Source organism: Lactiplantibacillus daoliensis (assembly GCF_005405005.1).
Lineage (GTDB): Bacteria > Bacillota > Bacilli > Lactobacillales > Lactobacillaceae > Lactiplantibacillus > Lactiplantibacillus daoliensis.
Window position 1 is genome coordinate 171,809 of record NZ_BJDH01000004.1, and the last position, 26,644, is coordinate 198,452.

A 26,644-nucleotide genomic window follows, 5' to 3' on the forward strand; every position below is an offset into this window, starting at 1 on the left:
TGATTGGGCCTTTCAAATCGCAAAGTATAAATAACCATCTGAGGCTTCTGTGCGATCAAACAAACTGGTTACTTATACCCATTCAAACTCGGAATTTTTTGAATAAATATTTGTTCTCATTAGAAATTATGCTATACTATTTAGGTACCATTTGGAGAGTTGGCAGAGTGGTAATGCACCGGACTCGAAATCCGGCGAACCGGCTAATACCGGCGCGCAGGTTCAAATCCTGTACTCTCCTTATTAGGTTGCACTACGTTAAGTTTAAAAATAGGCATGCCGTTAAATCAACGTTTAGCGTCATTCCTATTTTTTAGTTTGCACTAAAATATGAAAAGTGTTTGCGCGCTTTTTGCGCAGATTAGTCGCAACAAGTAACCAAATTTCAATCAATAAAGCAGCGGTTTCGCCATATTTAGCGAAGCCGCTGCTTTTCATATCAAATTAAATTCCGCTAGCAAACTCCCAGCTTAGTATGTCCCTTTAATCACGAAAAATGAACCACGAATCGTCCCAGCGAGCTTAGAACGTTGACGGGCAAATTTGAATTTACCTTCAAATTCAGCTGGAACTGCCATGCCATCACTCAATTTAAAACCAACGGCCCGTTTGCCACCGTCATCAAGACTATACAAGACATTGACAGCTAATCCATTTTCATAAAAGACATACGCCCACTTGGTCCCTTCGACAACGAATTCAGTGACCTCTAAAGGTTTGTATCCGAAATGCATCTCACGTTCGGCCAAAATCGTTTCAATCCATTTCAAAATCTCTGGCGCTTCACTGGCTGGAACTGTAACAAATTCATGTTTAAATTTATTCCAAAAGTAACGCGCTTCATTTGCGCGCAAACCCGCCAATGCGGGTGCGACTGGTGAACTTTCAAGTCCCACTGTTGACACTGTCTTAAAATCTACTTTATAGGCCAAAATTAACATCATCCTTCACTATTAATAATCAGAATTATACTCCGAATTGGTTAATTAAGTCACTTATTGCAACCAAAAAAGAGCCCTCGTCAGGCTCCTCACGATAACTTAATCTTTATATTGTTTCAATAACGTTGAGAAGGCAGGTTGAGTTGCCTCATCGACGGCATATTGCTTCCGGTAGCCGGCAATCATTTCAGCATCAAAACTGTCTGGATCAACTGGCACAAAACTCGTGTCGATTGGATCAACGTTCTTGATTTTAGCATCTAACACGATTGGTTTGGTATTACCATTAGCTTGTAGTGCCGCAATCTTGTCCATAGCAACTTTTAATTCTGCTAAATTAGTCACTTTAAAACCAATGCCACCCATGTTTTCAGCCATGCCGGCCCAATCAGCGCCTACCAAATCAATCCCGTATGGTGCTTGACCCGCAGCAATCTTTTCATGACCAATATAGCCCAATGCTTTATTTTCCAAGACCACATTCACAACTGGCAATTGATACTTCACTTCTGTCAAGATGTCTGGCATGACCATTGCAAAACCACCGTCACCGGAAATGCTCCAAACTTGCTTGTCAGGATAGCTCAATTTTGCCGCTAACCCGGCCGGCATCCCAAAGCCCATCGTGCCATACCAAGCTGACATGGCAAACCGTTGTGAGTGATTGAATGGTAATTGACGAATCGACCATTCCGTGTTGTTACCAACATCAAGGCCAAAGACCGCGTCATCAGTCGCAGCAGCCTTAATTGCCGCCATCACACCTTCAGCGGCCAAACCATCATGATCATCGGCGGCTAATTTCTCTAACCAAGTATTCCAATTAGCCTTATCTTGTTTAGCAGCCTTGACGAATCCGGTCTCCTCACGAGTCACCCCAGTCTCAGCTAAACGTGTCAAAAATTCATTGGCATCAGCTAAAACAGTTGTATCAGCATCACGCTGCTTACCCAAATCAGCTAAATTGTTATTAACTTGAATAAATTTGATGTTATCAGGTAAATAACGCGCAAATGGATAGTTGGTTCCTACAAAAAGCACCAAATCCGCGGCTTGTGAAACTTCGAAAGCTGCCTTAGTTCCCAGTCGACCCCGTGAGCCCATGAATAATGGATGGTCAGTAGGCATCGTGCCAGTTGCGGGTGCCGTACTTAATGTTGGTAAATTAAATTGTTCCGCAACCTTGATCACAGCATCCTTAGCTCGACGGGCGCCTTGACCAACCCACATGATTGGGTGCTTGGCTGCCTTCAATTGACGGGCAACATCCTCAACTTGTGCCTCATCTAAGACAGGTTTCTGTGGAACTGAGGCCAACGCACTGGTCTTGAAACCATCAAAGTCAATTTCTTGACCAGATAAATCATCTGGCAAAATAACGACAGAAACTGAATGAGTGGCATAGGCAGAACGAATTGCTTCATCAACAACATATGGAATTTGAGCAGCATTCGTTACCTGCTTATGAAATTCCGCGACATCCGCAACAATCGGATCTTGATTCATTTCTTGGAAAAAGTTCGTATTCATAATTTCAGTTGCCGATTGTCCAACCAGCGCTAAAACTGGAACGTGATCCATCTTGGCATCATACAACCCATTTAACAAGTGAACGGCACCAGGACCAGCAGAACCAAAGCTAACCCCAATCTTACCAGTTAATTTAGCATCTGCCGCAGCAGCTAACGCGCCAACTTCTTCATGGCGAACCTGAATATACTTGATATTCTCACGTTCTTGATACAACCCATCCACGGTATTGTTAATCGAATCGGCGGTAATGCCGTACAAATGATCAATTTTCCAACTTTCTAATACTTTGGCCAAAGCTTGACCAGCTGTCATTTTTGTCATATTTAATTCCTCCTACACTGTTGTGTATTTTTTAAGCACATCTAAAGGGTAAAACAATCACCGTTACCTGTCAACAATTAGGTCCCAGTGATTAGAGTTGCTGATAATTTTCAATATCATTCATGACGTCCTGCAAGGTAATCCGAGCCATCCGTCCCTCGGCACTGCTTTGAATTTCACGGTAATACCCAGCCATAACCTTGGGAACCACGCTTCCCACTGGACATTGCTTAGACGTGTCACGGTCTACCGATAACAGCTCTCGCCGCGTACTAACTGCTAAATAAATCATTTTTAAATTAATTGCTGCTGGATCACAGGCCAGCGTCGGTCTGGCAATCCCTCGCGTTGATTCCAGGAGTCCAGCTTTGCGAAGCTTACTCATTAATCGTCGCACCATTGTCGGATCAGTGTTCAAACTAGCCGCAATGCGATCACTTTTTAGATCATCATTCGGATGCAGTGCCACGTATGCCATGATATGCGTGGCATCACTCAATTGCGTGTTCGCCATTTTAACACCCCCATTTCTAAGTCTTTGCTGTGTTAAATAATATCACAGCTATACTCAGAACGATACAAAATTGTTCCAAAACCACCATAGATTACTTACTAAATCAGTCTATTCGGTATTGGCCTCCCAGTGATTGTATTGGGAAAGTGTTAGTTAGTTTACTTAACTCAGGATAACTAAAAAGTAGGCCAAATCTCATCAGAAATTGGCCTACTTTTTAGTTAGAATTCCATTAAACTCAATTTATCGTAACCTTTTAGCTTATCACTGCCGTGAAGATCTTTTAGTTCCACTAAGAACGCGGTCCCAACAACGATTCCACCCAGTTCTTCAACGAGTTGAATCGTCGCTGAAATCGTTCCGCCAGTTGCTAACAAATCATCAGTGACTAAGACTTTTTGTCCTGGTTTGATGGCATCTTTGTGTAAATAGAGCGCTGATTGACCGTATTCCAAGTCATACGTTGCTTTAACGGTCGCCCGTGGCAACTTGCCCTTCTTACGTGCTGGCGCAAAACCAACGCCTAATTCGTAGGCAACCGGACAGCCTACGATAAATCCACGGGCTTCAGGGCCAACGATCATGTCCACCTGTTTATCACGCGCAAATTTAACGATTTGGTCGGTAGCTTCGCGGTAGGCTTCGCCGTCAGCCATTAATGGTGAAATATCCCGAAAGATAATGCCAGGTTCTGGATAATCCGGAATGCTAGCAATATATTTTTTTAAATCTAATGCCATTGCTTATTAACAGCTCCTTTAATTCTTGACTGCAGCTTGGTCTTTGACCCAGATTTGAAGCGCTGCAGACTTACTATACAAAAGCGTTTCTTCAGCGACGAGTTGTTGCTCGCGTAGCTGATAACTTGGGGCGTGATGGAGATCCGCTTTGGGCGGATTCGAAACGCCATTCATGACACCATCATTTATTTTAACAAATCCGACCTCAAAAAACACCTGTATCATGAAAATAAGTAAATTCCGGTCTAAGTGTAAGTGATTGGCTACCAAGGAAAGTTGGTGATGAATATCGACATCATGTTGTGCCAAAGTGAATTTATACAATTTAGCAAATTGCTCACGACTTGGCATGCCCGTCAGATAGACTGACTCGCGTTGATATAAATACAAGGTCAATTGATTGAGTGGCAAGGCCGTCAAAACTTGTGTCATGTCAGCTAACGTATCTGGACAATCCACGATAAAAACGGGTTGATCTGCTGGAATTTCACTCAGGCTCACTGCTGGATCAGTCACCAAGATGGCTTGTGCTTGCGGACCCATAAAATCAGCCAATCGTTTCATCAATTTCTGATGAAAGAAGAGGTATGAGCCTGCTGACTTAAATTGTTGCGCAGTCAGGTGCTGCGTCCGCGCGTCAATGACTTGCGTACCAGTAATGGCCAAATCAGTCACCATAATCTGTGGCTTAGTATTCCCCTGCCAAGTGTTCGAACTCAACTCGCCCACGACCGCTAAATCAGCTGGACTGGCCTGAATTGCCGCCGCAGCTGAGCCCATTGAAAATGCAATGGCATCGAGATTCGCCTGACCATCGCTAAGCTGCAATTTCAGATGCTGCTGGTCACTCCCGATTGCACGGACTTGTGGCACACTCGTTGGTTTAAGTTCAAATAACGGCGCTGGATTATCCGTTCCGAATGGCGCCAATTGTCGAATCGCAGCCAAGGTTGCTAAACTTGCCTCCTGAATCGCCAAGTCACCATCGATCATGACGGTTGGCTGGGCATTTGCCGCCAAATCTTGCGATGTCGCCGCCGTTTCTAGAGCAGCCTTTAAGATTGGTAACTGGTCAGCCATTAACGTCAGGCCAACCGCCATATGATGACCACCAAAAGCAACTAGGTCATCACGGACTGGATCAATTGCCGCAAATAAATTATAAGCCTCAATACTACGACCACTACCCTTTAAGCGGCCATCTGCTGCTTCATTCATCACAATGGTCGGTTTACCGGTGCTTTCAACGATTCGACTGGCAACAATGCCCAAAACACCCTCATGCCAATCGTGACCAGTAATCACCAGCGTTTGCCGTTGTTGATTTCCCGCACTCTCAGCCTGTTTTTGAGCGGCGGTAGCAATATCGCGCACCAAACCTTGACGTTTTTCATTCAATTTATTAATTTGAGTCGCTAATTCATTGGCCCGCTCATCATCAAACGTCGTGAGCAGTTCGACACCACTTTGGGCGGATTGCAACCGGCCGAGCGCATTCAACCGTGGCGCAATCCCAAAACCAATGCTGGTCTCGTCCAATTTTTCCGGCTCTAGGCCAGCAGCTTTAATTAAAGCTGCTAAACCTGGCCGAGCAGTCTGTCGCAATACTTTTAGTCCCAAGGTGACGATGGTACGATTTTCTGCCGTTAAACTAACTAAATCAGCAACAGTCCCAATCGCAGCCAAGTCCAGCAAGTCTTCTGGCACTTCTTCCAGCAACGCGGTCGCAACCTTGAATGCCACGCCAGCACCTGACAGATCACCAAATGGATACTGGCCGTCTGGATGACGGGGATGCACGATGGCGTACGCCTTTGGTAAAACCGCCGGCATCTCATGATGATCGGTGACCACGACATCAATACCTTGCGCTTGGACCGCATCAATGACCGCGTTACCAGCCACACCATTATCCACCGTGACGAATAATTTGGTACCAGCCGCAATCAGCTTATCAAACGCGGCTTGATTGGGACCATAACCATCTTTAAAACGGTCGGGAATATAATAATTCACTTGAGCCCCAATCTGGCTCAAAGTTTCAAACATAATTGACGTACTGGTTAACCCATCAGCATCATAATCACCATAAACGGTAATTTGATCACCGGCCATGATCGCTGCTTGGATACGTTCGACGGCTTTTGCCATATCATGCATCTGCATAGGATCATTCAACGGTTGCTGATCGGCATGCAAAAATGCTTCGGCTTGAGCCGTGGTCGTGATGCCACGTTCAATTAATAATTTTGCCACCAACACTGGCACCGACAAGTCCGCTGCTAAAGTTTCAGCATCCGATGTCAAAGTTTCAGTCGTTGGTCGATAAAGCCATTTCTTTTTGGCGGCTAACATGGCAGCCATCCTTTCTCAAATCACAAGTTATTTCGACGTTGGTTGCGGTTGTTCAATCGCTTTACCACGAGTTTGCTTTCCTTTATTATTCAAACGTAACGTCAAGCTTTTGTTCTCAGCCGTCAGCTTTTCAATTTTAGCTTGAGCAGCAGCGATGGCTTCTTTATGCGCATTCGACGTTTTGACCGAATTGAAAGTTGCCATCAAGACCGCAATCGCCACACCTAAGATCAACGTGATCACGATTACTAAAATTAATGGCCACTGCACCTTGGCAAAGCCAAAGTTCACTTCAACTGGATCAACATTTAAAATTGCAAATACCACAATCACCAATACAATTACTAACGCACTAACTAACCGCCATTGATTTTTCATTTCAACGGCCCCCTTTTTTATTTAAAGTTAAAAACAGTTCCAGCTAACCAGTCCCCTAATTTGGGGGCAAGCTGATAACCTAGATTAGCTGCCGCCATCATCCGTGGCCGATTAAGCTCACGTTGATGCCGACCAAGTTTACTGACAATCACTTCAGCGAGTTGCACTGGATTGAGTGCCAACCGTGCCACCGTCGCCAAATACTGACCGCTTGGATCTGCCGTCTTGAAGAAATCAGTGTTGATTGGACCGGGATTAACGGTCATCACATTGACACCAGCTGGCTTTAATTCCAGTCGCAAGGCATTGTCATAAGCAATCACTGCTGCCTTGGTCGCTGCATACACCGCAGACTTAGGCGTCGCCACCTTGCCAGCAATTGACGCAATATTGACGATTTCACCGTGACCCACGCGTGACATACGCTGGGCAGCCAGTTGACTCACGAGCATGACGGCTAATGTGTTGACACGCAACATTTTCTCCGTCGTCGCATAGGTCATTTTCATTGCCGGCGTGAATGTGCCAAAACCAGCAGCATTGATCACGATATCAACGCCACTAAACAGCTGATCCACTTGTTCAAACAATCGCTCAATTTCACTGACATGGCCCAGATCACATTTAATGCCAACGGCTTGAGCGGCTGACAAAATGCGACATTGATCAGCCACCTTGGTCAGCCGCTCTTGCCGTCGAGCAGTTAAAACAACGTTCGCGCCCTTGGCTGCCACGGCTAAGGCAAGCTGTTCGCCCAAGCCACTGGATGCGCCGGTCACTAACACGGTCTTTCCTGTCAAATCAACCATTCGATTACCTAACCTTTCGTCACGAGTGGAATCTCAATCAAGTCAAAATCACGAACAACCTTAGTGTTTTTGAACACTTGTTGTGCCTGCTTTTGCAATTCTTTGGCGAGTTTGCCCGTATAGCGGGCCGAAATATGCGTCAGCAATAATTGCTGTGCCCCAGCTTTTTTAGCAACCTGCGCTGCCTGGGTACTCGTGGAATGGTAGTAATTATGTGCCAATTTACCTTCATCTTTACCAAAGGTACTTTCATGGACGAGTACGTTCGCATTCTTCGCTAAGCTAACGGCATTTGGCGTCTGACGCGTGTCACCAAGAATCGTGACGATTCGGCCTGGTTGTGGCGCCGCAATGAAATCTTGACCATTAATCGTTCGACCATCTGGCAGTGTGACTGTTTGACCAGCCTTCAACTGGCCATAAATGGGGCCAGAAGGAATCTGCATAGCTTTCAATTTTTCGGCTTGCAGTTCACCCGGATGCGCAGCCTCCTCAACCCGATAGCCGACACATTCAATGCGGTGCTCAAGGTGCTGGAAAGAAACTTTAAACGTTGCATCTTCAAAAATCACGCCATCTTGACCAAGTTCCACAAAGTTTAAGGGATACGACAAGCGGGTTCCAGAAACACGTAATGACGTTTTCACGAAGTCTTTGACCCCAGTTGGGCCATAAACCGTCAGCGGCTCATCCCCCCCTTGAAAGGAACGGGAGCTCAAAAAACCTGGTAAGCCAAAAATATGATCACCATGTAAATGGGTAATAAAAATTTTTGTGATTTTACGTGGCTTCAGCGTTGTTCTCAAGATTTGATGTTGCGTTCCCTCACCAACATCGAAAAGCCAAACTTCATTACGTTCGTCCAGCAACCGGAGGGCGGTACTGGTGACATTGCGAAACTTTCCCGGTGAACCGGCACCGGTACCTAAAAATTCTAATTGCATGTTTATGTTCGTCCTTATCTGTACAGTCTGCTAATTATTTTACCGAAGATACCACTAATTAACAACGATTAGTCTTTGTTTTTGCCTTCACACTATTGTATCATTGCACGCAGTGATAATATAACGAAAATCAAGGAGAACACTAAAATGCGGCTGATTGACTTTAACCTTTCTACTGCCGACCTTGACCGGCAACTGCCCCTTTATTGGGAACATGAACACGACCGTTTTCCCATTCAGAATCTGACTTTAACCAATCAACAACTTGTGCTCACGCAAACAAAAAACGGCAAACCGATGACACTTGACCAATTCTCGGCACGCACGCGGCAACTTAGTGGTCCCACCGGGTTGTTTGTCTCAACAACCGCTGGTCTAGTTCCTTTATTCGGCTATCGCTTGAGCGATCAACAGCTACTGTTTGGCTAACCTCATCAGCACAAAAGGCCCAGCTCACCATGAGCTGGGCCTTTTGTCGACCAATTAATCCATAAACTGGAATTGATAGTCCAAAATTTGAATTGAGTCACCGTTTTCGGCACCGGCTGCGCGCAAGGCGTCGTCGATTCCCATGCCCCGTAATTGACGGGCAAAGCGCATGACACTTTCTTCATGTTCCAAGTTGGTCATCTTAAATAAGCGTTCCAACTTTTCTCCAGACAAGACAAACAGGCCTGGTTCTGGATTATCGACCGTAAAGTCCTGAGTTGGTTCAGCCGTGTAGTCACGATGTTCAACATCATCAACACCCTTGACTGGGAATTGTGGCGTTGTATCGAGTAAATCAGCTGTTTGTGCGAGCAAGGCCTTGATGCCTTGTTGCGTAATTGATGAGATTGGATAAATCGCTGGCACGGTTGGGAGCGTCTTATCGTTCTTCAACTTAGCCTCAAACTTCGCTAAATTATCAGCTGAATCTGGCATGTCCATCTTTGAAGCAACCACGATCTGTGGACGCTTCAATAAGTCGGGATCATAGCTCGTTAATTCATGATTGATTTTCAAATAATCTTCAAACGGATCATTTTCTTCAACCCCACTCATATCAATTAAGTGTAAGATAACGCGGGTCCGTTCAATATGCCGTAAGAACTGAATTCCTAAACCAACGCCGTTAGCGGCCCCTTCGATTAAACCAGGTAAATCCGCCATGACGAAATCACGGCCATCATCCAAGCGCACCATCCCTAAATTAGGGACTAAGGTCGTAAAGTGATACGCCGCAATTTTAGGCTTGGCACTCGTCACAACCGAAAGCAATGTCGATTTTCCAACGGATGGGAAACCAACTAACCCAACATCTGCTAAAACTTTCAATTCCATTCGAATCGTCAGTTCATCGCCAGGTTCACCGTTTTCAGCGATTTCCGGAGCAGGATTTTTAGGACTCGCGAAGTGAATATTGCCGCGACCACCGCGACCGCCCTTAGCGATAACTAATTTTTGATCCTTCTCAACAATATCACCGATAATTTTACCAGTGTTAAAGTCCGTCACAACTGTCCCAAGTGGCACTTTGATGATGGTATTACTGGCAGAACGACCAGTCATTTGCTTGATCATCCCATTACCACCATTATCGGCCTTAAATTTACGCGTATAGCGAAAATCCATCAGCGTCCGCAAGCCTTCATCCGCTTGCACGATCACACTACCGCCACGTCCACCATCACCGCCGGCTGGGCCACCATTTGGCACAAATTTTTCCCGACGAAACGCGACCATGCCGTTACCACCGTTACCGGCTTTAACATCTACCTTGACTTGATCTACAAACATGTTTTTCTCCTGTTTCTTCTATATTATTTATCTACGAAATGACTCCGTGCGAAATTAGATACCTGACCTAGTATACAAATGTTCGCGCCCGCCGTCAAAGTATCCGCGTTAGTTGCTCAGATTCAAAATGACTCATCCTGCGATTCACATTTTGGGTTCCATCTCTGATGACCACAGTTTAACGACGGGTTAAGCGATTTCAGTCAACTGAAGGCAGAAAGTTGGGGTTGTTTTGACCTATTTGACAGTTAAAAATGGCCATCCCCCGCCGAAAAGCTAACAGATTACCTGCAATCAGAGCATCTAACTAGCCCTTTCCACAGCGGTTGTTCATGGCAAAATAGCCGGCTAATGACGGGTTTTGAATTATTTTGACGTTTTTTGAATGTTTTTGTTGCGTTTTGATAGGTGAGCGTGTATATTATTCCTTGGAGGGATTTGAAAGTGCTTACAGAAGAACGTCAACAATACATTTTAAATACGATCCGTTTCAAGGGCATTATTAAAATCAAGGACATTTGTTCTGAAACCAATTGTTCTGAATCCACGGCTCGCCGGGATCTCCAACAATTGGAAGAACAGGGTGACTTATTGCGCGTCCATGGTGGCGCTAAATATATGAACTCGCTCCAAGAAGAACCGGCCATGAACGATAAAGTTTCACGCAATGTGGACGCAAAAGACCGTATTGCCCAGCAAGCAGTAGCTAATATTCAGGTTGATGATGTCATTTATTTGGACGCCGGAACTTCGACGCTCGCGATGATCCATCATTTAAATCCTAGTTACAACTTGCGCGTCGTGACGAACGGGGTCGTTCATGCTTCCGCCTTAGCGGACATGGGCATCAAGACCTACTTGCTTGGTGGTAACCTCAAAGGCATCACCAAAGCTGTCATCGGCCCTGAAGCTGTCAAATCGTTACAAGAATACCGGTTCAATAAGGTCTTTCTCGGTATCAACGGCGTCCACCTGAAGTTTGGCTTGACGACCCCCGATCCCGACGAAGCGATCGTCAAAAAAACTGCAATCGCCCAGAGTGAAGAAGCCTTCATTCTGGTTGACAATACAAAGTTCGACCATGTTTCCTTTGCACGCGTCGGTGATCTCGCTAGTGCGACGATTATTACCGACCAACTAATGCCAAAGTTAGCCGAACAGTACCAACCATTAACCACTATCCAGGAGGTCAAACCATGATTTACACCATTACTGTTAACCCGTCGATCGACTACGTGGTTCAACTACCACATATGACACTCGGCAGCGTTAACCGCCTTGCCCACACCGCCAAATTACCTGGTGGCAAAGGTATCAATGTTTCACAGATTTTAAATGATCTCGACCAGCCTAATCGGGCGCTTGGTTTCATTGGCGGCTTTACTGGCACCTTTATCAGTGAAGCTTTAAAAGCCAAAGGTCTTGACTGTCATTTTACAAAAATTGCCGACGACACGCGCATCAATGTTAAAATTCATGCGGATGAAGAAACGGAATTGAATGGCGCTGGTCCCGATATCACGAGCCTTGAAATTGATCAATTTTATCAAGAATTGGCTCATTTGACAGCTGATGATGTGGTCGTCATGTCCGGGAGCTTAGCACCTAGCCTCCCCGATACGTTCTATTACGACATTATCCAAAAGGCCAAGGCTGCCGGTGCCAACTTCGTCATTGATACGACCGGTGAAGCACTGAAAAAGACTTTGCCAAGCAATCCGTTGGTGGTCAAACCAAATAATCACGAACTCGCTGATTATTACCACACCACTTTCAACAGTCAAGCAGACATTATCGCTGCTGGTCAACGGATGCTGGCAGAGGGTGCTCAACACGTCCTCATCTCAATGGCTGGAGATGGTGGCTTGCTCATCACGCCCGAACAAGTTTACTTCAGCCCCGCACCCAAAGGCCATGTCATCAACTCCGTTGGGGCCGGTGATTCAATGATTGGTGGTTTTGTTGGGACTTTTGCTAAGACTCACGATGCCGTAGAAGGTTTCCGTTATGGTTTAGCCTGTGGCTCCGCAACTGCCTTCTCTGAAGACATTGCCACCCGCGCCAAAATCGACGAGATCTTACCATTAATCAAGATTGAAACTGTTACTAAATAGTTGTTCCAGAAAGGACTGTTACACACACATGGATATCCGCGAACTATTATTAAAAGATGTCATGATCATGGACATGCACGCCACGACCAAGGACGAAGCCATTGATGAGTTAGTTCATAAATATGCCGAACAAGGCATCATCAACGACGAAGCCCTCTATAAAAAGGACATCATCAAACGTGAAGCTGAATCAACTACTGGGATTGGCGATGGCATTGCAATGCCACATGCCAAAGACAAAGCCGTTCAACGCGCCACCGTTTTATTTGCTAAAAGTGAAGCTGGTGTAGACTTTAACGCCTTAGACGGTCAGCCTGTCCACCTGTTCTTCATGATTGCTGCTCCTGAAGGTGCCAACAACACCCATTTGGCAGCCCTAGCTGCTCTCTCCAGCTTACTAATTGATCCAGAATTAGTTGGTAAACTTAAACAAGCAACCACACCTGAAGAAGTTCAACAACTTTTCGGTGATGCACAAGCAGCTAAAGAATTAAAAGAAGCTAAAGATGCTGCTGCGAAAGCTAGAAAAGAAGCAGCTGCCTCCTCAAGCGCAGCCACTGATGAACAACGGCCTTACATCGTTGGGGTCACCGCTTGTCCTAATGGGATTGCCCATACCTACATGGCTGAAGCCGCATTGATCAAACAAGCTGAAGCCATGAATGTTGACATTAAAATCGAAACTAACGGTTCTGAAGGGGTCAAGCATTTATTAACTGCCGATGAAATTGCCCGTGCCAAAGGGGTTGTCATTGCCGCTGATAAAAAAGTTAAGATGGCCCGCTTTGATGGCAAGCCACTCGTTAACCGCCCTGTTATCGATGGGATCAATAAATCTGAAGAACTCATCACTGAAGTTTTAGATGGTAAAGCCCCTATTTATCACGATGCTGACGGTGGTACCAATGATAGTGGCGATGATGAAAGCAGTAACGGCGGTGTTTGGAGTGAAATCTACAAAGACTTAATGAACGGGATTTCACATATGTTACCATTCGTTGTCGGTGGTGGGATTTTAATGGCCATCTCCTTCCTTATCGAGCAATTTGCCGGTGACAAGAGTTTAGCCTTTACTTTCTTCAACCAAGCCGGGAATATGGCCTTTGCCTTTATGGTTCCGGTCTTAGCTGGTTATATTGCCGAATCAATTGGTGATCAGCCTGCGTTGATGCCTGGGTTTGTCGGTGGTTTCATGGCCACTGTTTACACCGGTGCTTATGGTGGTGTGTATGTCGCTTCCCTTTCAGCACATGCCAAGAGTCCAGCTGGATTCTTAGGTGGGATTGCAGCTGGGTTCTTAGCCGGTTATGTGACCGTTTGGATGAAGAAGTGGACCAAGCACTTGCCACAATCACTCGAAGGTATGAAACCAATGTTGATCTTCCCTATTGTTGGCTTATTGATTGTTGCCGCTTTGATGTTCTTCATTATCAACCCTATTTTCTCCGTTATTAACCAATTTATCACTCACTTCTTGAACTCAATGGGTACTGGTAATGCCGTGATCTTAGGTCTTGTCCTTGGTGGCATGATGTCGATCGATATGGGTGGTCCTTTCAACAAGGCCGCTTACGTCTTCGCTACTGGGGCCTTTACGGCCACCCACGATGGGAACTTAATGGCCGCTGTTATGGCTGGTGGGATGGTACCACCATTGGCAACTGCCATCGCGACTGCCTTCTGGCCAAATAAGTTTACGGATGACGAACGTAAAGCCGGGATTTCAAACTGGGTCTTAGGGATTTCCTTCATCACTGAAGGTGCGATTCCATTTGCCACTGCTGATCCTTTACATGTCATTGGTTCAGGTGTAGTCGGTGCCGCCATTGCCGGTGGTTTAACTCAATTATGGCACGTCTCTGTTCCTGCTCCTCATGGTGGTTTATGGGTTGCGTTACTTGCAACTAACATCTGGGGTTACGTTGGCGCAACAGTCATCGGGGCTGTGATTGCCGGAGTCATGTTAGGTCTTTGGAAACCTGCTAAAAAAGCTTAATCAAACACAAAAAGTTCTGGCCGTTGATTGGTCAGAACTTTTTTTACCCAATTTTCGATCAATAGCGGTCCAAGTTTGAACAAAAAACTATCCAACGCCGCAAAGATACGGGTATAATGAAAATATTAATTTATTCATTGAAACGAGACGATTTTTTGAAATTCCAACTTCGGACACTGATGCTAACGATATTAGTTGGTAGTGCCCTCTTATTAACCGGGTGTCATCAAAACACCACTGAGAAGCTCCCACCGGTCAAAGGTCGTAATCTGACGGCCATGGTGATCAGTGATGACCACGTGATTGCCCCCAGTCTCCACGATAACGGCTCAGCCTTCGACAGCTATGCCGGAAATGACGCCGGCGCAGATTTAAAATACAGTGCCACCATTTTTAAAGCGTTTATCGCTAAAGCCATTGCAACCAAGCCTGACGTTGTCATCGTCAGTGGTGATATTACTAATAATGGTGAAAAAGCGAGCCATGAATACGTGGCAAGACAGCTACAACGACTGACCCAACATCGGATTCACGTATATGTCATTCCTGGGAATCACGATTTAAACAATCCCCTGACGCGTGGGTTTAAAGGCAAAAAGCAGCATGAGGTTGAGGCAATCGACGCAGCCCAGTTTAAACAAATTTACGCCAAAGCTGGCTATAATGAAGCCGTTGCCCACGACAGCAACTCCTTAAGCTATCTCGTCAAGCCCAGCAAAAAGACTTGGTTTTTAATGCTGAACTCCGCGATTTACAAGAGCAACTATCAACAAGGCAGCTCCACAGTCGGTGGCGGCTTACCAGACGGCACCTTGGATTGGGTTGCCAAAATTGGCCGAGAAGCTAAAAAACAACACGCCATCCTGATTCCAGTCCTGCATCATAATACGATGAATCACACGATGATCAACCAAGGTTACACGATTGGTTACGCCGATCAAGTCCGCGATGTTTTTAGTAAAGCAAACGTTAAATTAACACTCAGTGGTCACATTCATGCCCAGAGTATCAAACATAAAACCGTGAATGGCAAAGAACTAACTGATATTGCCAGTGGCGCATTAATTTTAGGCGAACATTACTACGGGACACTCACCCTTGATCAACAAACGGGAAAAGCCCAGTATCACGCCACATCATTAAATGTCAGCGCCTATATTCAGCAACATCAAGGTGTTAAAGCTGCTAAAGCTTACCAAAAATATGACCACGATGTGCTATACGCCTCCGGTTACAACGCTGCCCTCAGTTCACTCTATGAGGACCGGGATGAAACGCAGTACTCGACTAAAAAGATGAAAACTCTCGCAACTGGTATGGGCGAGGCTAACATTGCGATGTTCCGCGGCACCCCTGTAAAACAAACTCCGGCCGTCCTCGCTTGGGAACAGTTACCAGATTCGGTTCGGCTGAAAGAATTTATTCTCAAAACTAAAAATTTACATGGCAATTTACAATGGTCTGGGGCTGTCCGTTAGTGACAACCATCAGCAGACGTCAAAAGCGCGGTTACGACTCACAATTTGAGTCATAACCGCGCTTTTTTGGTTCAAATTTTTTATGTGGCACCTTTTTGATAATGTTTCGGCGTCACGCCACCACCAGCGAGTGAAAACTTAATGGTTTGCGCGACGGCTTTCGAAACACCCAATTTTTGAATTTCTTCAATCGGTGCGCCGGCAATCTTTGGCATTGAGCCAAACTTTCGTAACAACTTATTGCGTGTTTTCGGCCCAACACCCGGAATTTCATCTAAGCGAGAACTCAACGAATGCTTGGTGTGTACCTGGCGATGGAAAGTAATCGCAAACCGGTGAACTTCATCTTGAATCCGTTGTAGCAAATAAAAGCCTTGGCTCTTAGGATCTAGATTGAGATGCGCATCGCCTGCCGAAGCCAACAAGTCCGCAGTCTTATGATGATCGTTCTTAACCATTGCCGCAACTGGCGTGGATAGGCCTAATTCGTTTTCTAAGACATCCTTAGCTGCATCCAACTGAATGTCCCCACCATCCATCAGAATCAAATCAGGCATGGCCGCATGCTCTTTCAGCAAACGAGTGTAACGACGACGAATAACTTCCCGCGTCGAGGCAGCTTCATCGGCGTGGTCAACGGTTCGCAATTTATATTTTCGATAAAGTTTTTTATTCGGTTGACCGTCCGTAAAGACGACCATCGCTGAAACCAAATCGGAGCCTTGAATATGCGAGTGGTCAAACGCTTCAATCTTATGACCGGCTGGCAACCCCAGTGCATCCGTGATTTCCTTCATCGCACCCGTCGTCTTACGTTCATCCATCTCAAGTAAGCGGAACTTCTCTTCCAACACGATGCGTGCGTTCTTTTCGGCTAAATCAAGTAATTCACGTTTCTGCCCGCGTTGCGGCGTACGCACTGGAATTCCAAGAATATCACTCAAAACGGCCTTATCCATCCCCGCAGGGACTAAGACTTCCCGCGGTAAAACGTTATTCTTACGATTATAAAATTGTAAAATAAAACTCGTCATTTCTTCGGGCGCGGTAGAAACAATTGGAAATAGCCGTTTTTCACGCTTCATCAACCGCGCTTGGCGGATAAAGAAGACCTGAATCGATAACCAGCCCTTATCCAAGTAAAAGTTGAATAAGTCCCGCGGCGTATTATCATTTGAAATAATTTTTTGCTTTTCAACGGTCATTTCAATATAAGTCAATTGATCACGAATTTCAGCCGCCCGTTCAAACTCCAACTCAGCAGCGGCTTTGGTCATCCGTTGATTCAATTGCTTTTTGACCGTTTCAACGTGACCGTTCAGGAAAGACTTGATGCGTTTGATCTGCGCGTCATATTCTGCCACCGGAACTGTCTTGAAACACGCCCCCAAACACTGGCCCATATGATAGTACAAGCACGGCCGTTTCTGGAACCCATTACAACGACGTAAGGGATAAACCTTTTGAATAAAGTTAACCGTTTCTTGAGCAGCATACACGTTTGGATACGGACCAAAATAATAGCCACCGTCTTTGCGGACATCACTGACAATCAAGATTTGCGGGTCACGTTCGTTGGTAATCTTAATGTACGGATAGCCAGTGCCCTTTTTTAATTTGATATTGAAATAAGGCTGGTGTTTCTGAATCAATGTGATTTCTAACAGGAAAGCTTCCTTATCTGTTGAGGTCACGATAAATTCAAAATCTCTGATTTCCGAGACTAAGCGGGCCGTTTTACCGGTGTGGCTACTCTTAAAGTATGACCGCACGCGATTTTTCAGATTCTTCGCTTTCCCCACATAAATAATCTGACTGTTGAGATTTTTCATCAAATAACAGCCAGGTAGATCTGGTAATAGCGAAAGTTTATGTTCAATGTGAGCCGAGGCCATCTAACCCCTCCTTACTTTAATTCAGCGTTAATAGTATACCGCCAACACCCTAGTGACGACAAGCAATCCGCCCACGACATACAAAAGGCCGAGCAATTACGCTCGGCCAAGGAGATTACATCAAAATTTTAGATAAGAAATCTTTGGCCCGTTCCGTTTCCGGATGAGCAAAGAAGTTTTCAGGCGTATTGTTTTCTTGAATATAGCCATCCGCCATGAACCAGATACGGTCACCTACGGACTTGGCAAAGCCCATTTCATGAGTGACCACGACCATCGTCATGCCTTCTTTAGCCAATTCTTGCATAACGTTCAAGACTTCGCCGACCATTTCAGGATCCAAAGCAGAAGTTGGTTCATCAAATAACATCACTTTGGGATCCATTGCTAACGCTCGCGCGATGGCAACCCGCTGTGCCTGCCCACCAGACAAACTCGTCGGGAAAGCATCTGCATGGTCGTCTAAGCCGACCCGTTGTAGTAGTTCGTGAGCCCGTTTCGTCGCCGCAGCGTCGTCGGTCCCTTTAACTTTCATTGGTGCCAATTTAATGTTCTCTAAAACGGTCATATTTGGGAATAAATTGAAGCCTTGGAACACCATCCCCATTTTTTCCCGTAAGGAGTTCACACTTTTAGTATCCAAGGTCGTTAAATCTTGGCCCTCAAAAGCGACTTTCCCGCTCGTTGGGGTTTCCAATAAATTCAAGCAACGTAAGAAGGTACTCTTACCACCACCGGAAGGTCCGATGACAACGATTACTTGGCCAGGTTCGACCTTTTCGGTAATATCTTTTAACACTTCATTGTCGCCGAAGCTCTTTGCTAAAGCTTCAACTTCGATTACTGGTTTAGTCATGTTGCATCTTCCTTTCGAAGTAGTTCAAAATCCGAGAAGCCGTAAAGGTCAAGATGAAGTATAAGACCATGATGACCACGATTGGGGCAACCCCCCGGTAAGTGTCAGAACGGACAATATTACTTTGATAGATCAATTCAGTGACCCCGATGATCGAAACAATTGAACTATCCTTGATCAAAGTAATAAATTCGTTACCCAGTGATGGCCAGATATTTTTCAGGGCTTGTGGTAAAACAACATAACGCATGGTCTTACCGTTTGACATTCCTAAGCTACGAGCAGCTTCCGTTTGACCATCATCGACAGAATTGATCCCGCCACGAATATATTCGGCAACATACGCACCAGAGTTCAAGGAAATCGCAATAATCCCAGAAGTTAAGGCCGGTAAGTTCACGAAGAGACCTAAACCAAAGTAGACGAACATGACTTGAACCATCATTGGGGTCCCACGAATAAATTCAACATAGGCAGTGGCTAACCAACGTAAAGCCGTTTTTAGCACGCCACCCTTGGCCATCCGTGCTAAGGCCAAGATAATCCCGATAATGAAACCGAAGAAAACGGAACAAACGGTAATAATTAACGTATATTCAATCCCGGTTAAGAAGGCTTTCCAATAGTGCCCCATTGAAGTATTGACGGTGTTCGTCTTCAAATACTTCCCAGCAGCTGGCAAATAGTCTTTTTTAACCAATTTATCTTTTTTAATCTGATCAACAGTCACATTAACTTTGTTGACTAGGCTCGTTGAGCCTTTCCGGAACGCAATTGCTGAACTAGTTGCGGAAGAACTCATGTTAAAGTCTGAAGGAATCATGGCTAATTGCTTATTATTTGAAACATAGGCTTCAGCAGAAGGCTTTTCCATCGCAACCCCGTCTAATTTGTGGCTTTGTAAGGCCAAAATTAAGTCAGATTGAGAAGTCATCCCTTTAACACTCGTGTTCTTAGTCTGTTTCTTCGCAGCGTTGTATTGTGTGGTCCCAGTTTGGGCGCCCAACGTCCCGCCACTGAATGAATCTTTATTCTTGTACTTCGCAGTATCGGTCTTATTGATGACGATATCATACCCACCTTGATAGTAAGTGTGCGTGAAATCAACATTTTTCCGACGTGCGGGGGTTGGGTTCATCCCAGAAATGATCATATCGACCTTCCCAGTCTGTAACGCAACCAGCAAGGAATCAAAGGACATTGACTTGATCTTCAGCTTAACGCCTAAATCTTTAGCGACCTTTTTCCCAATTTTGACATCCATCCCAACGACGGTACTTTTACCGTTAACCGTAGCTTGGAATTCATAAGGTGGATAATCAGGTGAAGTCCCCATGACCAAGACACCTTTTTTCTGAATCTTCTCTAGTGAGTCATCGGTCGCGGCTTGTGCGTGTTGCGTACTCATTGGTACGACTAACATGAACAAGGCAACGATCATGGCTAGCAGCAACCCATATTTTTTCTTCATAAGCAATCTCCTTGTTTTCTTTTTACAAGAACAAAGTATATACGCAAATGATTATTTATGCAAGTATTTTTGGAAAATTCTTTATTTTATGCATTAATTAACCATTTATGCAGCTTTCCCGACGTTCTAATTGCATAAAAGACGAATAACTGACAAATCTGCCAAAATTTGCTATGATAAGACAGAATTGAAAGGAATGATTGCATGAGCTTAAAAGTCCAACGTCAAGATAACTTAGATAAACTATTCGATAAATTTGCGATTGGTCCCGATGATAAGGATAAGCTAAGCACCAAAGCCATCCAAGAAACCATTGATGAACATGCCAAACGTAAAACGGACGAACCTAAAACCAAAGACGCCAAAAAATAGTCAAAAAAATCACGCTTTCCAGTCATTGGGAAGCGTGATTTTGCGTTTTAATTAACAAATTTTAGTGCCGATGGTGGCCATCTTTTCACGTAACTCTGCTTCAGTCTCAGGACTGACGTCACGCCAGTCAACCACAGATAGTGCGCCATCCAACATTCCACTGTCATCTTTCAGAGCTAAGCCACTGTGCCAACGAGAAATGTTTAATCCACGACCTAAAAAGTCTTCGTCAGCAGGTGCGGTTGCCATCTCGTAACCAGCATTATTCTCTAATGGAATCGTATATGCCGGATCAGCAGCCTTCAAAATGACTAATTGGAATTTATTACCGATTGCACAGCTACCGCCGAGACTCGAATACTTGTTAGAACCATCGTCAGTGGTTAAAATCACCCGACTACCAGCCGGAATCTTATTAGCCAAATACGCTTGTGCATCATCTTTAATATTAATTTTCATCATTCAACACCCTTTCAGTGTGCCTAATTAAGTTGTGTACAACTCTTTTACCTTCTTTAATATAACGCAGGCCATCACACAATGCAATCAAAGTGCTTACTAAAAATCAGTTAAAGCTCAACCGTTGAAAGTTCCCGAACGAGTGCCACTGCGATGATACTGACATGTTAGGCTAAATTCAGCGGGCCGACAGTCAAAAAAACGAGTCCCAGCATGCTGCTAGAACTCGTTAACAACCCTATTTTGCATTTTTATCAGTGGGATACTTTTGATTCAATTTGGCAATATTTTGTTTGGCAACTTCATCAAAAGGAATATCTGCCCATTCAGCTACCTGGGAAAGGTACCAGAGCACATCACCCATCTGTTTCGTCAATTGGTCTTTATTTAAACTTTCCCCATGAAAAGTATACTTTTTAACCAAATCGACAACCTGCCCAGTTTCTGAGGCCAAGCCCAACGATAAATTCGTTAACACTTGTTCATTGCCGTACAGCGTCCGATTCGCTAAAGATTGATAGTCATTAAATTCCAAGGTTATTTGCCCCCTACAGTATGTGCTTCGATCCAGTCCCAAATAGCGTCTTTTCCCGCCTTAGTCTTCGCTGAAAACGGAATAAAGTCATCACCGGCTTGGAAATTCAAAGTTTTCTTAATCAAGCTCTCTTGCTTGTTCCACTTACCACGCGCAATTTTATCACTCTTAGTGGCAACCACGAGTAACGGCATCTTATAATAATGCATCCACTCATACATCGTCACATCATCTTTAGTCGGTGCATGGCGGGCATCAACCAAAATAATCACACCACGTAAGGTACTCCGGTTCGTCAAATAAGTTTCAATCATCTGACCAAACTTTTCCCGATCTTTCTTCGAAACTTTTGCGTAACCATATCCTGGCACGTCGACAAAATATAACTGATCTTCAACCTTGTAAAAATTTAACGTTTGCGTTTTCCCAGGTTGACTTGACGTCCGCGCATAGCTATTGCGGTTGATCAACACATTAATCAAAGACGACTTACCAACATTCGAACGACCGGACAATGCCACTTCGGGATAACCGGTGGTGGGATATTGGCTGGTCGCCACGGCACTCATGACCAGTTCTACGTTATGCACTTCCATCGAAAATAACTCCTCTACCAAATAGTCTTTACCCATTCTAACACAATTTCAGGCGGCGATTGGTCTAGTTTAACGGCCAAAATTTAGCCTTGACAATAGTCAAGACCGCGATAAGCAACGCCCATCGCGGTCTTGAAATTAGACTCAATTAAATTTTAATTTTTTATGAGGCTTTTTGATCTTCTAAAACCAATTCTGGTTCTGAATGATCTTCAACCGTTGCTTTATTGATAATCACCTTTTTAACGTCTTTACGACTTGGGATATCAAACATGATGTCGCGCATGGTATCTTCAATAATCGAGCGTAACCCACGAGCCCCAGTGTTTCGAGACAAGGCTTCACGAGCAATCGCCCGCAATGCGTCGTCATTAAAGTCAAGTTCAGCACCATCAAGTGCAATCAAGCGTTGATATTGCTTAACTAAAGCATTCTTTGGTTCTGTTAAAATGCGAACCAAGTCATCCTCCGTCAAACGTTCAAGCGCCGTCAAGATTGGCAACCGTCCGATAAATTCAGGAATCAACCCAAATTGAAGCAAATCTTCTGGGACAACTTGTTGCATGATACTCTTGGTGTCGTCTAAAATGGCATTTTTACCGTCAGTATCGTTACCAAAGCCAATCGTCTTATCGCCTAAGCGACGTTTAACGATCTCTTCAATACCATCAAAAGCCCCACCAACGATGAATAAAATGTTGGTCGTGTCAATTTGAATGAATTCTTGTTGTGGATGCTTCCGGCCGCCCTGCGGTGGCACGTTGGCAATTGTGCCTTCCAAGATCTTCAAAAGGGCTTGTTGAACCCCTTCACCGGAAACGTCTCGTGTAATTGAAACATTTTCACTCTTCTTAGCAATCTTATCAATTTCATCAATGTAGATAATGCCTTTTTCAGCACGTTCAACGTCATAGTCAGCATTTTGCAATAACTTCAATAAGATATTTTCAACGTCTTCACCAACATAACCAGCTTCAGTTAATGTGGTTGCATCAGCAATGGCAAACGGAACGTCCAAGATACGGGCTAAGCTTTGTGCCAAGAACGTTTTCCCTGAACCAGTTGGTCCAACTAAACTAATGTTACTCTTTTGCAATTCAGGACCATCTGAATCCTTATCACTATCTTCCATCGCTTTAACACGCTTGTAGTGATTGTAGACCGCCACAGAGAGCGTCCGTTTAGCTTCATTTTGACCGATAACATATTGGTCTAATTCGTCAACAATTTCCTTTGGTGTTGGAATATCTGTCAATTCATGTGATTGTTCTTCACTGAATTCTTCATCGATAATTTCTTTACATAAATCGATACATTCATTACAGATATACACGCCGGGGCCGGCGACAATTTTTTTAACTTGATCTTGTGACTTCCCACAAAATGAACAGTTAACTGGGCCGTTTGTCTCGGTATTTTCAAACATTCATTCTCACCTCATCGATGTATTTACATGGATTAATCATAACAGAAAATCAGGCCTAAAACCACCTATGGCCTTGTTATCTACGTCCATTACTATAACATGTGTCTTTGAAAACCCGAAATGATTTGTCTATAAACTTACCAACCATTGTGACAATCACATCGGACAAACTAAAGGCCTCAAGGGTTTCCCCTCAAGGCCTCTAACCAGAACGACTAACGAATTAGTCTTCCTTTTCTTCTTTTTTGTCGTCAGCTTTAGCATTTTGCTTTGCTGAATCAGCAATCAAGTCGACAGCTTGGCGAATCGCAATATCATGTGACAACATATCGTCTGTCAAAGCCCCGCGAACGGCACTTTCTTCCATGCTATATTGACCAGCTAAGTCTTTAACTTCAGCATCAATCTCGTCTTTTGAAGGTTTGATGTTTTCAGCTTCAACAACCGCTTCTAAGACCAAGTTAGTCTTAACACGACGTTCAGCTTCCGCAGCAAATTGCTTGTGCAAGTCATCTTCAGTGGTACCAGTCAACTTGTAGTAAGTCTTAGGATCGATACCTTGTTGTTGCATGTTAGCCAAGTATTGATCCATTTGACGATGGATATCGTCTTCCTTCATGGCATCGGGAATAGCTTCGATTTCAGCATTGTCAACAGCTTGGTTTAAAGCTTCGTCTTCAATTGCTTCATGTGCAGCAGATTCCTTTTGTTCTTTAAGTTCGTCCTTGATCTTAGCTTTTAATTCTTCAAGTGTGTCAACATCTTCGTCAACATCCTTGGCAAATTCGTCGTCTAATTCAGGGAGTTCCTTAGTCTTAACTTCATGAACCGTAACTTGGAAAGTTGCTTCCTTATCTTGCAAATCTTCTGCTTGATAATCTTTAGGGAAAGTTACTTTAACTTCTTTTTCGTCGCCAGCTTTAACACCAACTAATTGGTCTTCAAAACCAGGGATGAATGAATTTGAACCTAATTCAAGAGAATAGTTTTCTGATTCGCCGCCTTCAAATGGCTTACCATCAACAAAGCCCTTGAAGTCGATAACAACTGTGTCGCCCTTAACAGCTGCTTCGTCTTCTTTCAAGACTAATTCAGCTTGCTTTTCGCGACGTGATTCTAATTCAGCGTCAACATCCTTAGCATAGACACGTGTATTTTGACGGGTCACACTAAGTTCTTTGTAATCGCCTAATTTAACTTCTGGTTGAACAGTAACAACCGCTTTTAAGACCCAAGGCTTGCCCTTTTCCATGCTATCAACATCGATTTTAGGTTGGTCAACAGGTTCAATTTCAGTATCTTTAATCGCTTGTTCATATGCTTCTGGGAGCACGATGTTCAAAGCATCTTGATAGAGTGCTTCTTCACCATACATTTGATTGAAGATTTGACGAGGAACCTTACCCTTACGGAAACCAGGGACGTTCAAGTTCTTCTTTGTATTTTGGAAGGCCTTGTCGATTCCTTCTTTGATCTTGTCAGCACCAATTTCGAATGTTAATTCGCCTTGGTTGCCTTCTTTCTTTTCCCACTTTGCAGCCATTGTAATTCCTCCGAAACATTTAGTTTTTCTACAATTCTAGTCAATTGCATACTGGTTAAGTTTAACCTATCAACACCATAAAGTAAACAAAATCAGCCAAAAAAGCGCTTATTCTGGCGTCTTATTGTGAGTTTTCTAAAAAAAGAGACTTGGAAGAAATCTTCCAAGTCTCTCAAATGAATCAATGAAAATCAACTAGAGATTAGTCATCAATTTCAGAAACAACACCGGCACCAACAGTATGGCCACCTTCACGAACAGTAAACTTAGTTCCCTTTTCAACGGCAACAGGGGAAATTAATTCAACTGTAAATGTAACGTTGTCTCCAGGCATAACCATTTCAACGCCATCTGGTAATTCAATAACACCAGTAACATCGGTAGTATGGAAGTAGAATTGAGGACGATAGTTTGAGAAGAATGGCGTATGACGGCCACCTTCTTCTTTAGTTAAGATATAAACTTCACCCTTAAAGTTCTTATGGGTCTTGATCGAACCTGGCTTAGCAAGCACTTGACCACGTACGACTTGTTCGCGGTTAACACCACGTAACAAAGCACCAACGTTATCGCCGGCTTCACCTAAGTCAAGGGTCTTACGGAACATTTCAAGACCAGTAACAGTTGACTTCAATGGTTCGTCATGCAAACCAACGATTTCAACTTCGTCACCGACTTTAACAGTCCCACGATCGATACGACCAGAAGCAACAGTCCCACGACCAGTGATTGAAAAGACATCTTCAACAGGCATTAAGAAAGGCTTGTCAGTATCACGAACTGGTGTTGGGATGTATTCATCGACAACGTCCATTAAGTGTAAGATAACCTTTTCTTGTTCTGGGTCGCCTTCGAGAGCTTTCAAAGCTGAACCACGGATAACAGGAATATCGTCACCAGGGAAATCGTATTCTGAAAGTAATTCACGTACTTCCATTTCGACCAAGTCAACTAATTCGTCATCATCAACAAGATCAGTCTTGTTTAAGAAAACAACGATGTAGTCAACACCAACTTGGCGAGCCAAGAGGATGTGTTCACGCGTTTGTGGCATAGGACCATCAGTTGCAGCAACAACTAAGATGGCACCATCCATTTGAGCGGCACCAGTGATCATGTTTTTAACGTAATCAGCATGTCCTGGGGCATCAATATGCGCATAGTGACGCTTTTCTGTTTCGTATTCAACGTGCGCGGTGTTGATAGTAATACCACGTTCACGTTCTTCGGGAGCGGCATCAATTGAGGCAAAATCTTGAGCTTCTGCTAAGCCCTTTTCAGATAATACCTTTGTGATTGCAGCTGTCAAAGTAGTCTTCCCATGGTCAACGTGGCCGATAGTACCAATGTTTACATGGGGTTTTGTTCTTTCATAATGTGCTTTTGCCATTAAATGAAACCTCCTGTGATTTTCGCAAGAATAATGTCAGTCCAACTAATGTCCCGACAATTCTTTAGTTAATATTATACTACATCCTAATGAAAAGGCCAAATTGAGCACCCATCACTAGGAATCCTTAAACATTATATATAGTAGGCTCTGGTTTGTAAACAGATATTATTCAAAAAATTGAATTTTTGTAAGAAAA

24 protein-coding genes and 1 tRNA gene are annotated in these 26,644 nt (G+C 44.2%); 7 read left to right on the plus strand and 18 right to left on the minus strand.

Annotated elements, in window-relative coordinates; genetic code table 11:
- Positions 1-153 precede the first annotated feature (153 nt).
- Positions 154-241 (plus strand) — tRNA-Ser (locus FFM64_RS06665).
- A gap of 229 nt (positions 242-470) precedes the next feature.
- On the opposite strand, the gene FFM64_RS06670 is transcribed toward FFM64_RS06665, so the two are convergent.
- The 8 genes from FFM64_RS06670 to rnz all read right to left on the minus strand — a co-directional run bounded on the left by FFM64_RS06670 (position 471) and on the right by rnz (position 8,535).
- The gene (locus FFM64_RS06670; RefSeq protein ID WP_137607233.1) at positions 471-932 is read right to left on the minus strand and encodes a phage tail protein; all 462 of its coding nucleotides are present in this window, start codon (positions 930-932) and stop codon (positions 471-473) included.
- Between the two features lie 108 nt (positions 933-1,040).
- On the minus strand, positions 1,041-2,795 hold the full coding sequence (locus tag FFM64_RS06675; RefSeq protein WP_137607234.1) for a thiamine pyrophosphate-dependent enzyme: 1,755 nt from the start codon (positions 2,793-2,795) through the stop codon (positions 1,041-1,043).
- 91 nt (positions 2,796-2,886) lie between these two features.
- Entirely contained in the window at positions 2,887-3,309 is a 423-nt protein-coding gene (locus FFM64_RS06680) for an Rrf2 family transcriptional regulator (RefSeq protein ID WP_137607235.1), read from the minus strand.
- 221 nt (positions 3,310-3,530) lie between these two features.
- Positions 3,531-4,049 carry an adenine phosphoribosyltransferase gene (locus FFM64_RS06685; RefSeq protein WP_137607236.1) on the minus strand — a complete coding sequence of 173 codons (519 nt, stop codon included), beginning with the start codon at positions 4,047-4,049 and terminating at the stop codon, positions 3,531-3,533.
- 18 nt (positions 4,050-4,067) lie between these two features.
- Positions 4,068-6,404 carry a single-stranded-DNA-specific exonuclease RecJ gene (gene recJ, locus FFM64_RS06690; RefSeq protein ID WP_137607332.1) on the minus strand — a complete coding sequence of 779 codons (2,337 nt, stop codon included), beginning with the start codon at positions 6,402-6,404 and terminating at the stop codon, positions 4,068-4,070.
- A 27-nt stretch (positions 6,405-6,431) separates the two neighbouring features.
- Entirely contained in the window at positions 6,432-6,782 is a 351-nt protein-coding gene (locus FFM64_RS06695; RefSeq protein ID WP_137607237.1) for a LapA family protein, read from the minus strand.
- A gap of 17 nt (positions 6,783-6,799) precedes the next feature.
- Positions 6,800-7,591, minus strand: coding sequence for an SDR family NAD(P)-dependent oxidoreductase (locus FFM64_RS06700; protein ID WP_137607238.1), 792 nt, complete (start codon positions 7,589-7,591; stop codon positions 6,800-6,802).
- An 8-nt stretch (positions 7,592-7,599) separates the two neighbouring features.
- Entirely contained in the window at positions 7,600-8,535 is a 936-nt protein-coding gene (gene rnz, locus FFM64_RS06705; RefSeq protein ID WP_137607239.1) for a ribonuclease Z, read from the minus strand.
- Between the two features lie 147 nt (positions 8,536-8,682).
- Between rnz and FFM64_RS06710 the strand changes: the two genes are divergently transcribed.
- A complete protein-coding gene (locus FFM64_RS06710; protein ID WP_137607240.1) occupies positions 8,683-8,964 on the plus strand; it encodes a hypothetical protein in 282 nt (93 codons plus the stop codon).
- 54 nt (positions 8,965-9,018) lie between these two features.
- Here the strand turns inward: FFM64_RS06710 and obgE are convergent, their stop codons facing one another.
- Positions 9,019-10,314 carry a GTPase ObgE gene (gene obgE / locus FFM64_RS06715; RefSeq protein ID WP_137607241.1) on the minus strand — a complete coding sequence of 432 codons (1,296 nt, stop codon included), beginning with the start codon at positions 10,312-10,314 and terminating at the stop codon, positions 9,019-9,021.
- Between the two features lie 444 nt (positions 10,315-10,758).
- On the opposite strand from obgE, the gene FFM64_RS06720 reads away from it, so the two are divergent.
- The 4 genes from FFM64_RS06720 to FFM64_RS06735 all read left to right on the plus strand — a co-directional run bounded on the left by FFM64_RS06720 (position 10,759) and on the right by FFM64_RS06735 (position 15,902).
- Positions 10,759-11,514 carry a DeoR/GlpR family DNA-binding transcription regulator gene (locus FFM64_RS06720; protein ID WP_137607242.1) on the plus strand — a complete coding sequence of 252 codons (756 nt, stop codon included), beginning with the start codon at positions 10,759-10,761 and terminating at the stop codon, positions 11,512-11,514.
- Entirely contained in the window at positions 11,511-12,428 is a 918-nt protein-coding gene (pfkB, locus tag FFM64_RS06725) for a 1-phosphofructokinase (RefSeq protein ID WP_137607243.1), read from the plus strand. The genes FFM64_RS06720 and pfkB overlap by 4 nt, the downstream gene beginning before the upstream one ends.
- Before the next feature lie 28 nt (positions 12,429-12,456).
- A complete protein-coding gene (locus FFM64_RS06730) occupies positions 12,457-14,424 on the plus strand; it encodes a PTS fructose transporter subunit IIABC (RefSeq protein ID WP_137607244.1) in 1,968 nt (655 codons plus the stop codon).
- A 155-nt stretch (positions 14,425-14,579) separates the two neighbouring features.
- On the plus strand, positions 14,580-15,902 hold the full coding sequence (locus FFM64_RS06735; protein WP_223876917.1) for a metallophosphoesterase family protein: 1,323 nt from the start codon (positions 14,580-14,582) through the stop codon (positions 15,900-15,902).
- Positions 15,903-15,982: 80 nt separating this feature from the next.
- On the opposite strand, the gene uvrC is transcribed toward FFM64_RS06735, so the two are convergent.
- The 3 genes from uvrC to FFM64_RS06750 form a co-directional block, all read right to left on the minus strand.
- Positions 15,983-17,797: an excinuclease ABC subunit UvrC gene (uvrC, locus tag FFM64_RS06740; protein ID WP_137607246.1), complete on the minus strand. Its 1,815-nt coding sequence runs from the start codon at positions 17,795-17,797 to the stop codon at positions 15,983-15,985.
- Between the two features lie 115 nt (positions 17,798-17,912).
- Positions 17,913-18,653 (minus strand): amino acid ABC transporter ATP-binding protein, encoded by a 741-nt coding sequence (locus FFM64_RS06745; protein ID WP_137607247.1) that lies wholly within the window; start codon positions 18,651-18,653, stop codon positions 17,913-17,915.
- Positions 18,646-20,124: an ABC transporter substrate-binding protein/permease gene (locus FFM64_RS06750; RefSeq protein WP_137607248.1), complete on the minus strand. Its 1,479-nt coding sequence runs from the start codon at positions 20,122-20,124 to the stop codon at positions 18,646-18,648. The genes FFM64_RS06745 and FFM64_RS06750 overlap by 8 nt, the downstream gene beginning before the upstream one ends.
- A gap of 204 nt (positions 20,125-20,328) precedes the next feature.
- Here FFM64_RS06750 and FFM64_RS06755 point away from each other — a divergent pair, with 204 nt between their 5' ends.
- Complete coding sequence (locus tag FFM64_RS06755) at positions 20,329-20,496, plus strand: SPJ_0845 family protein (protein WP_137607249.1); 168 nt, start codon at positions 20,329-20,331, stop codon at positions 20,494-20,496.
- 51 nt (positions 20,497-20,547) lie between these two features.
- Here the strand turns inward: FFM64_RS06755 and FFM64_RS06760 are convergent, their stop codons facing one another.
- The 6 genes from FFM64_RS06760 to tuf all read right to left on the minus strand — a co-directional run bounded on the left by FFM64_RS06760 (position 20,548) and on the right by tuf (position 26,445).
- The gene (locus FFM64_RS06760) at positions 20,548-20,955 is read right to left on the minus strand and encodes an iron-sulfur cluster biosynthesis family protein (protein ID WP_137607250.1); all 408 of its coding nucleotides are present in this window, start codon (positions 20,953-20,955) and stop codon (positions 20,548-20,550) included.
- Positions 20,956-21,193: 238 nt separating this feature from the next.
- A complete protein-coding gene (locus FFM64_RS06765; protein WP_137607251.1) occupies positions 21,194-21,490 on the minus strand; it encodes a nucleoside triphosphate pyrophosphohydrolase family protein in 297 nt (98 codons plus the stop codon).
- Between the two features lie 2 nt (positions 21,491-21,492).
- Positions 21,493-22,086 carry a ribosome biogenesis GTP-binding protein YihA/YsxC gene (yihA, locus tag FFM64_RS06770; RefSeq protein WP_137607252.1) on the minus strand — a complete coding sequence of 198 codons (594 nt, stop codon included), beginning with the start codon at positions 22,084-22,086 and terminating at the stop codon, positions 21,493-21,495.
- Positions 22,087-22,249: 163 nt separating this feature from the next.
- Positions 22,250-23,512 (minus strand): ATP-dependent Clp protease ATP-binding subunit ClpX, encoded by a 1,263-nt coding sequence (gene clpX / locus FFM64_RS06775; RefSeq protein WP_137607253.1) that lies wholly within the window; start codon positions 23,510-23,512, stop codon positions 22,250-22,252.
- A 223-nt stretch (positions 23,513-23,735) separates the two neighbouring features.
- A complete protein-coding gene (gene tig / locus FFM64_RS06780) occupies positions 23,736-25,055 on the minus strand; it encodes a trigger factor (protein WP_137607254.1) in 1,320 nt (439 codons plus the stop codon).
- A gap of 202 nt (positions 25,056-25,257) precedes the next feature.
- On the minus strand, positions 25,258-26,445 hold the full coding sequence (gene tuf / locus FFM64_RS06785; protein WP_137607255.1) for an elongation factor Tu: 1,188 nt from the start codon (positions 26,443-26,445) through the stop codon (positions 25,258-25,260).
- Positions 26,446-26,644 lie beyond the last annotated feature (199 nt).

Coding starts and splice junctions, on each gene's coding strand:
- FFM64_RS06675 (WP_137607234.1), bottom strand. CDS start 2,795: ATGACAAAAATGACAGCTGGTCAAGCTTTGGCCAAAGTATTAGAAAGT.
- FFM64_RS06680 (WP_137607235.1), bottom strand. CDS start 3,309: ATGGCGAACACGCAATTGAGTGATGCCACGCATATCATGGCATACGTG.
- FFM64_RS06685 (WP_137607236.1), bottom strand. CDS start 4,049: ATGGCATTAGATTTAAAAAAATATATTGCTAGCATTCCGGATTATCCA.
- recJ (WP_137607332.1), bottom strand. CDS start 6,404: ATGTTAGCCGCCAAAAAGAAATGGCTTTATCGACCAACGACTGAAACT.
- FFM64_RS06695 (WP_137607237.1), bottom strand. CDS start 6,782: ATGAAAAATCAATGGCGGTTAGTTAGTGCGTTAGTAATTGTATTGGTG.
- FFM64_RS06700 (WP_137607238.1), bottom strand. CDS start 7,591: ATGGTTGATTTGACAGGAAAGACCGTGTTAGTGACCGGCGCATCCAGT.
- rnz (WP_137607239.1), bottom strand. CDS start 8,535: ATGCAATTAGAATTTTTAGGTACCGGTGCCGGTTCACCGGGAAAGTTT.
- FFM64_RS06710 (WP_137607240.1), top strand. CDS start 8,683: ATGCGGCTGATTGACTTTAACCTTTCTACTGCCGACCTTGACCGGCAA.
- obgE (WP_137607241.1), bottom strand. CDS start 10,314: ATGTTTGTAGATCAAGTCAAGGTAGATGTTAAAGCCGGTAACGGTGGT.
- pfkB (WP_137607243.1), top strand. CDS start 11,511: ATGATTTACACCATTACTGTTAACCCGTCGATCGACTACGTGGTTCAA.
- FFM64_RS06730 (WP_137607244.1), top strand. CDS start 12,457: ATGGATATCCGCGAACTATTATTAAAAGATGTCATGATCATGGACATG.
- uvrC (WP_137607246.1), bottom strand. CDS start 17,797: ATGGCCTCGGCTCACATTGAACATAAACTTTCGCTATTACCAGATCTA.
- FFM64_RS06745 (WP_137607247.1), bottom strand. CDS start 18,653: ATGACTAAACCAGTAATCGAAGTTGAAGCTTTAGCAAAGAGCTTCGGC.
- FFM64_RS06750 (WP_137607248.1), bottom strand. CDS start 20,124: ATGAAGAAAAAATATGGGTTGCTGCTAGCCATGATCGTTGCCTTGTTC.
- FFM64_RS06755 (WP_137607249.1), top strand. CDS start 20,329: ATGAGCTTAAAAGTCCAACGTCAAGATAACTTAGATAAACTATTCGAT.
- FFM64_RS06760 (WP_137607250.1), bottom strand. CDS start 20,955: ATGAAAATTAATATTAAAGATGATGCACAAGCGTATTTGGCTAATAAG.
- yihA (WP_137607252.1), bottom strand. CDS start 22,086: ATGGAAGTGCATAACGTAGAACTGGTCATGAGTGCCGTGGCGACCAGC.
- clpX (WP_137607253.1), bottom strand. CDS start 23,512: ATGTTTGAAAATACCGAGACAAACGGCCCAGTTAACTGTTCATTTTGT.
- tig (WP_137607254.1), bottom strand. CDS start 25,055: ATGGCTGCAAAGTGGGAAAAGAAAGAAGGCAACCAAGGCGAATTAACA.
- tuf (WP_137607255.1), bottom strand. CDS start 26,445: ATGGCAAAAGCACATTATGAAAGAACAAAACCCCATGTAAACATTGGT.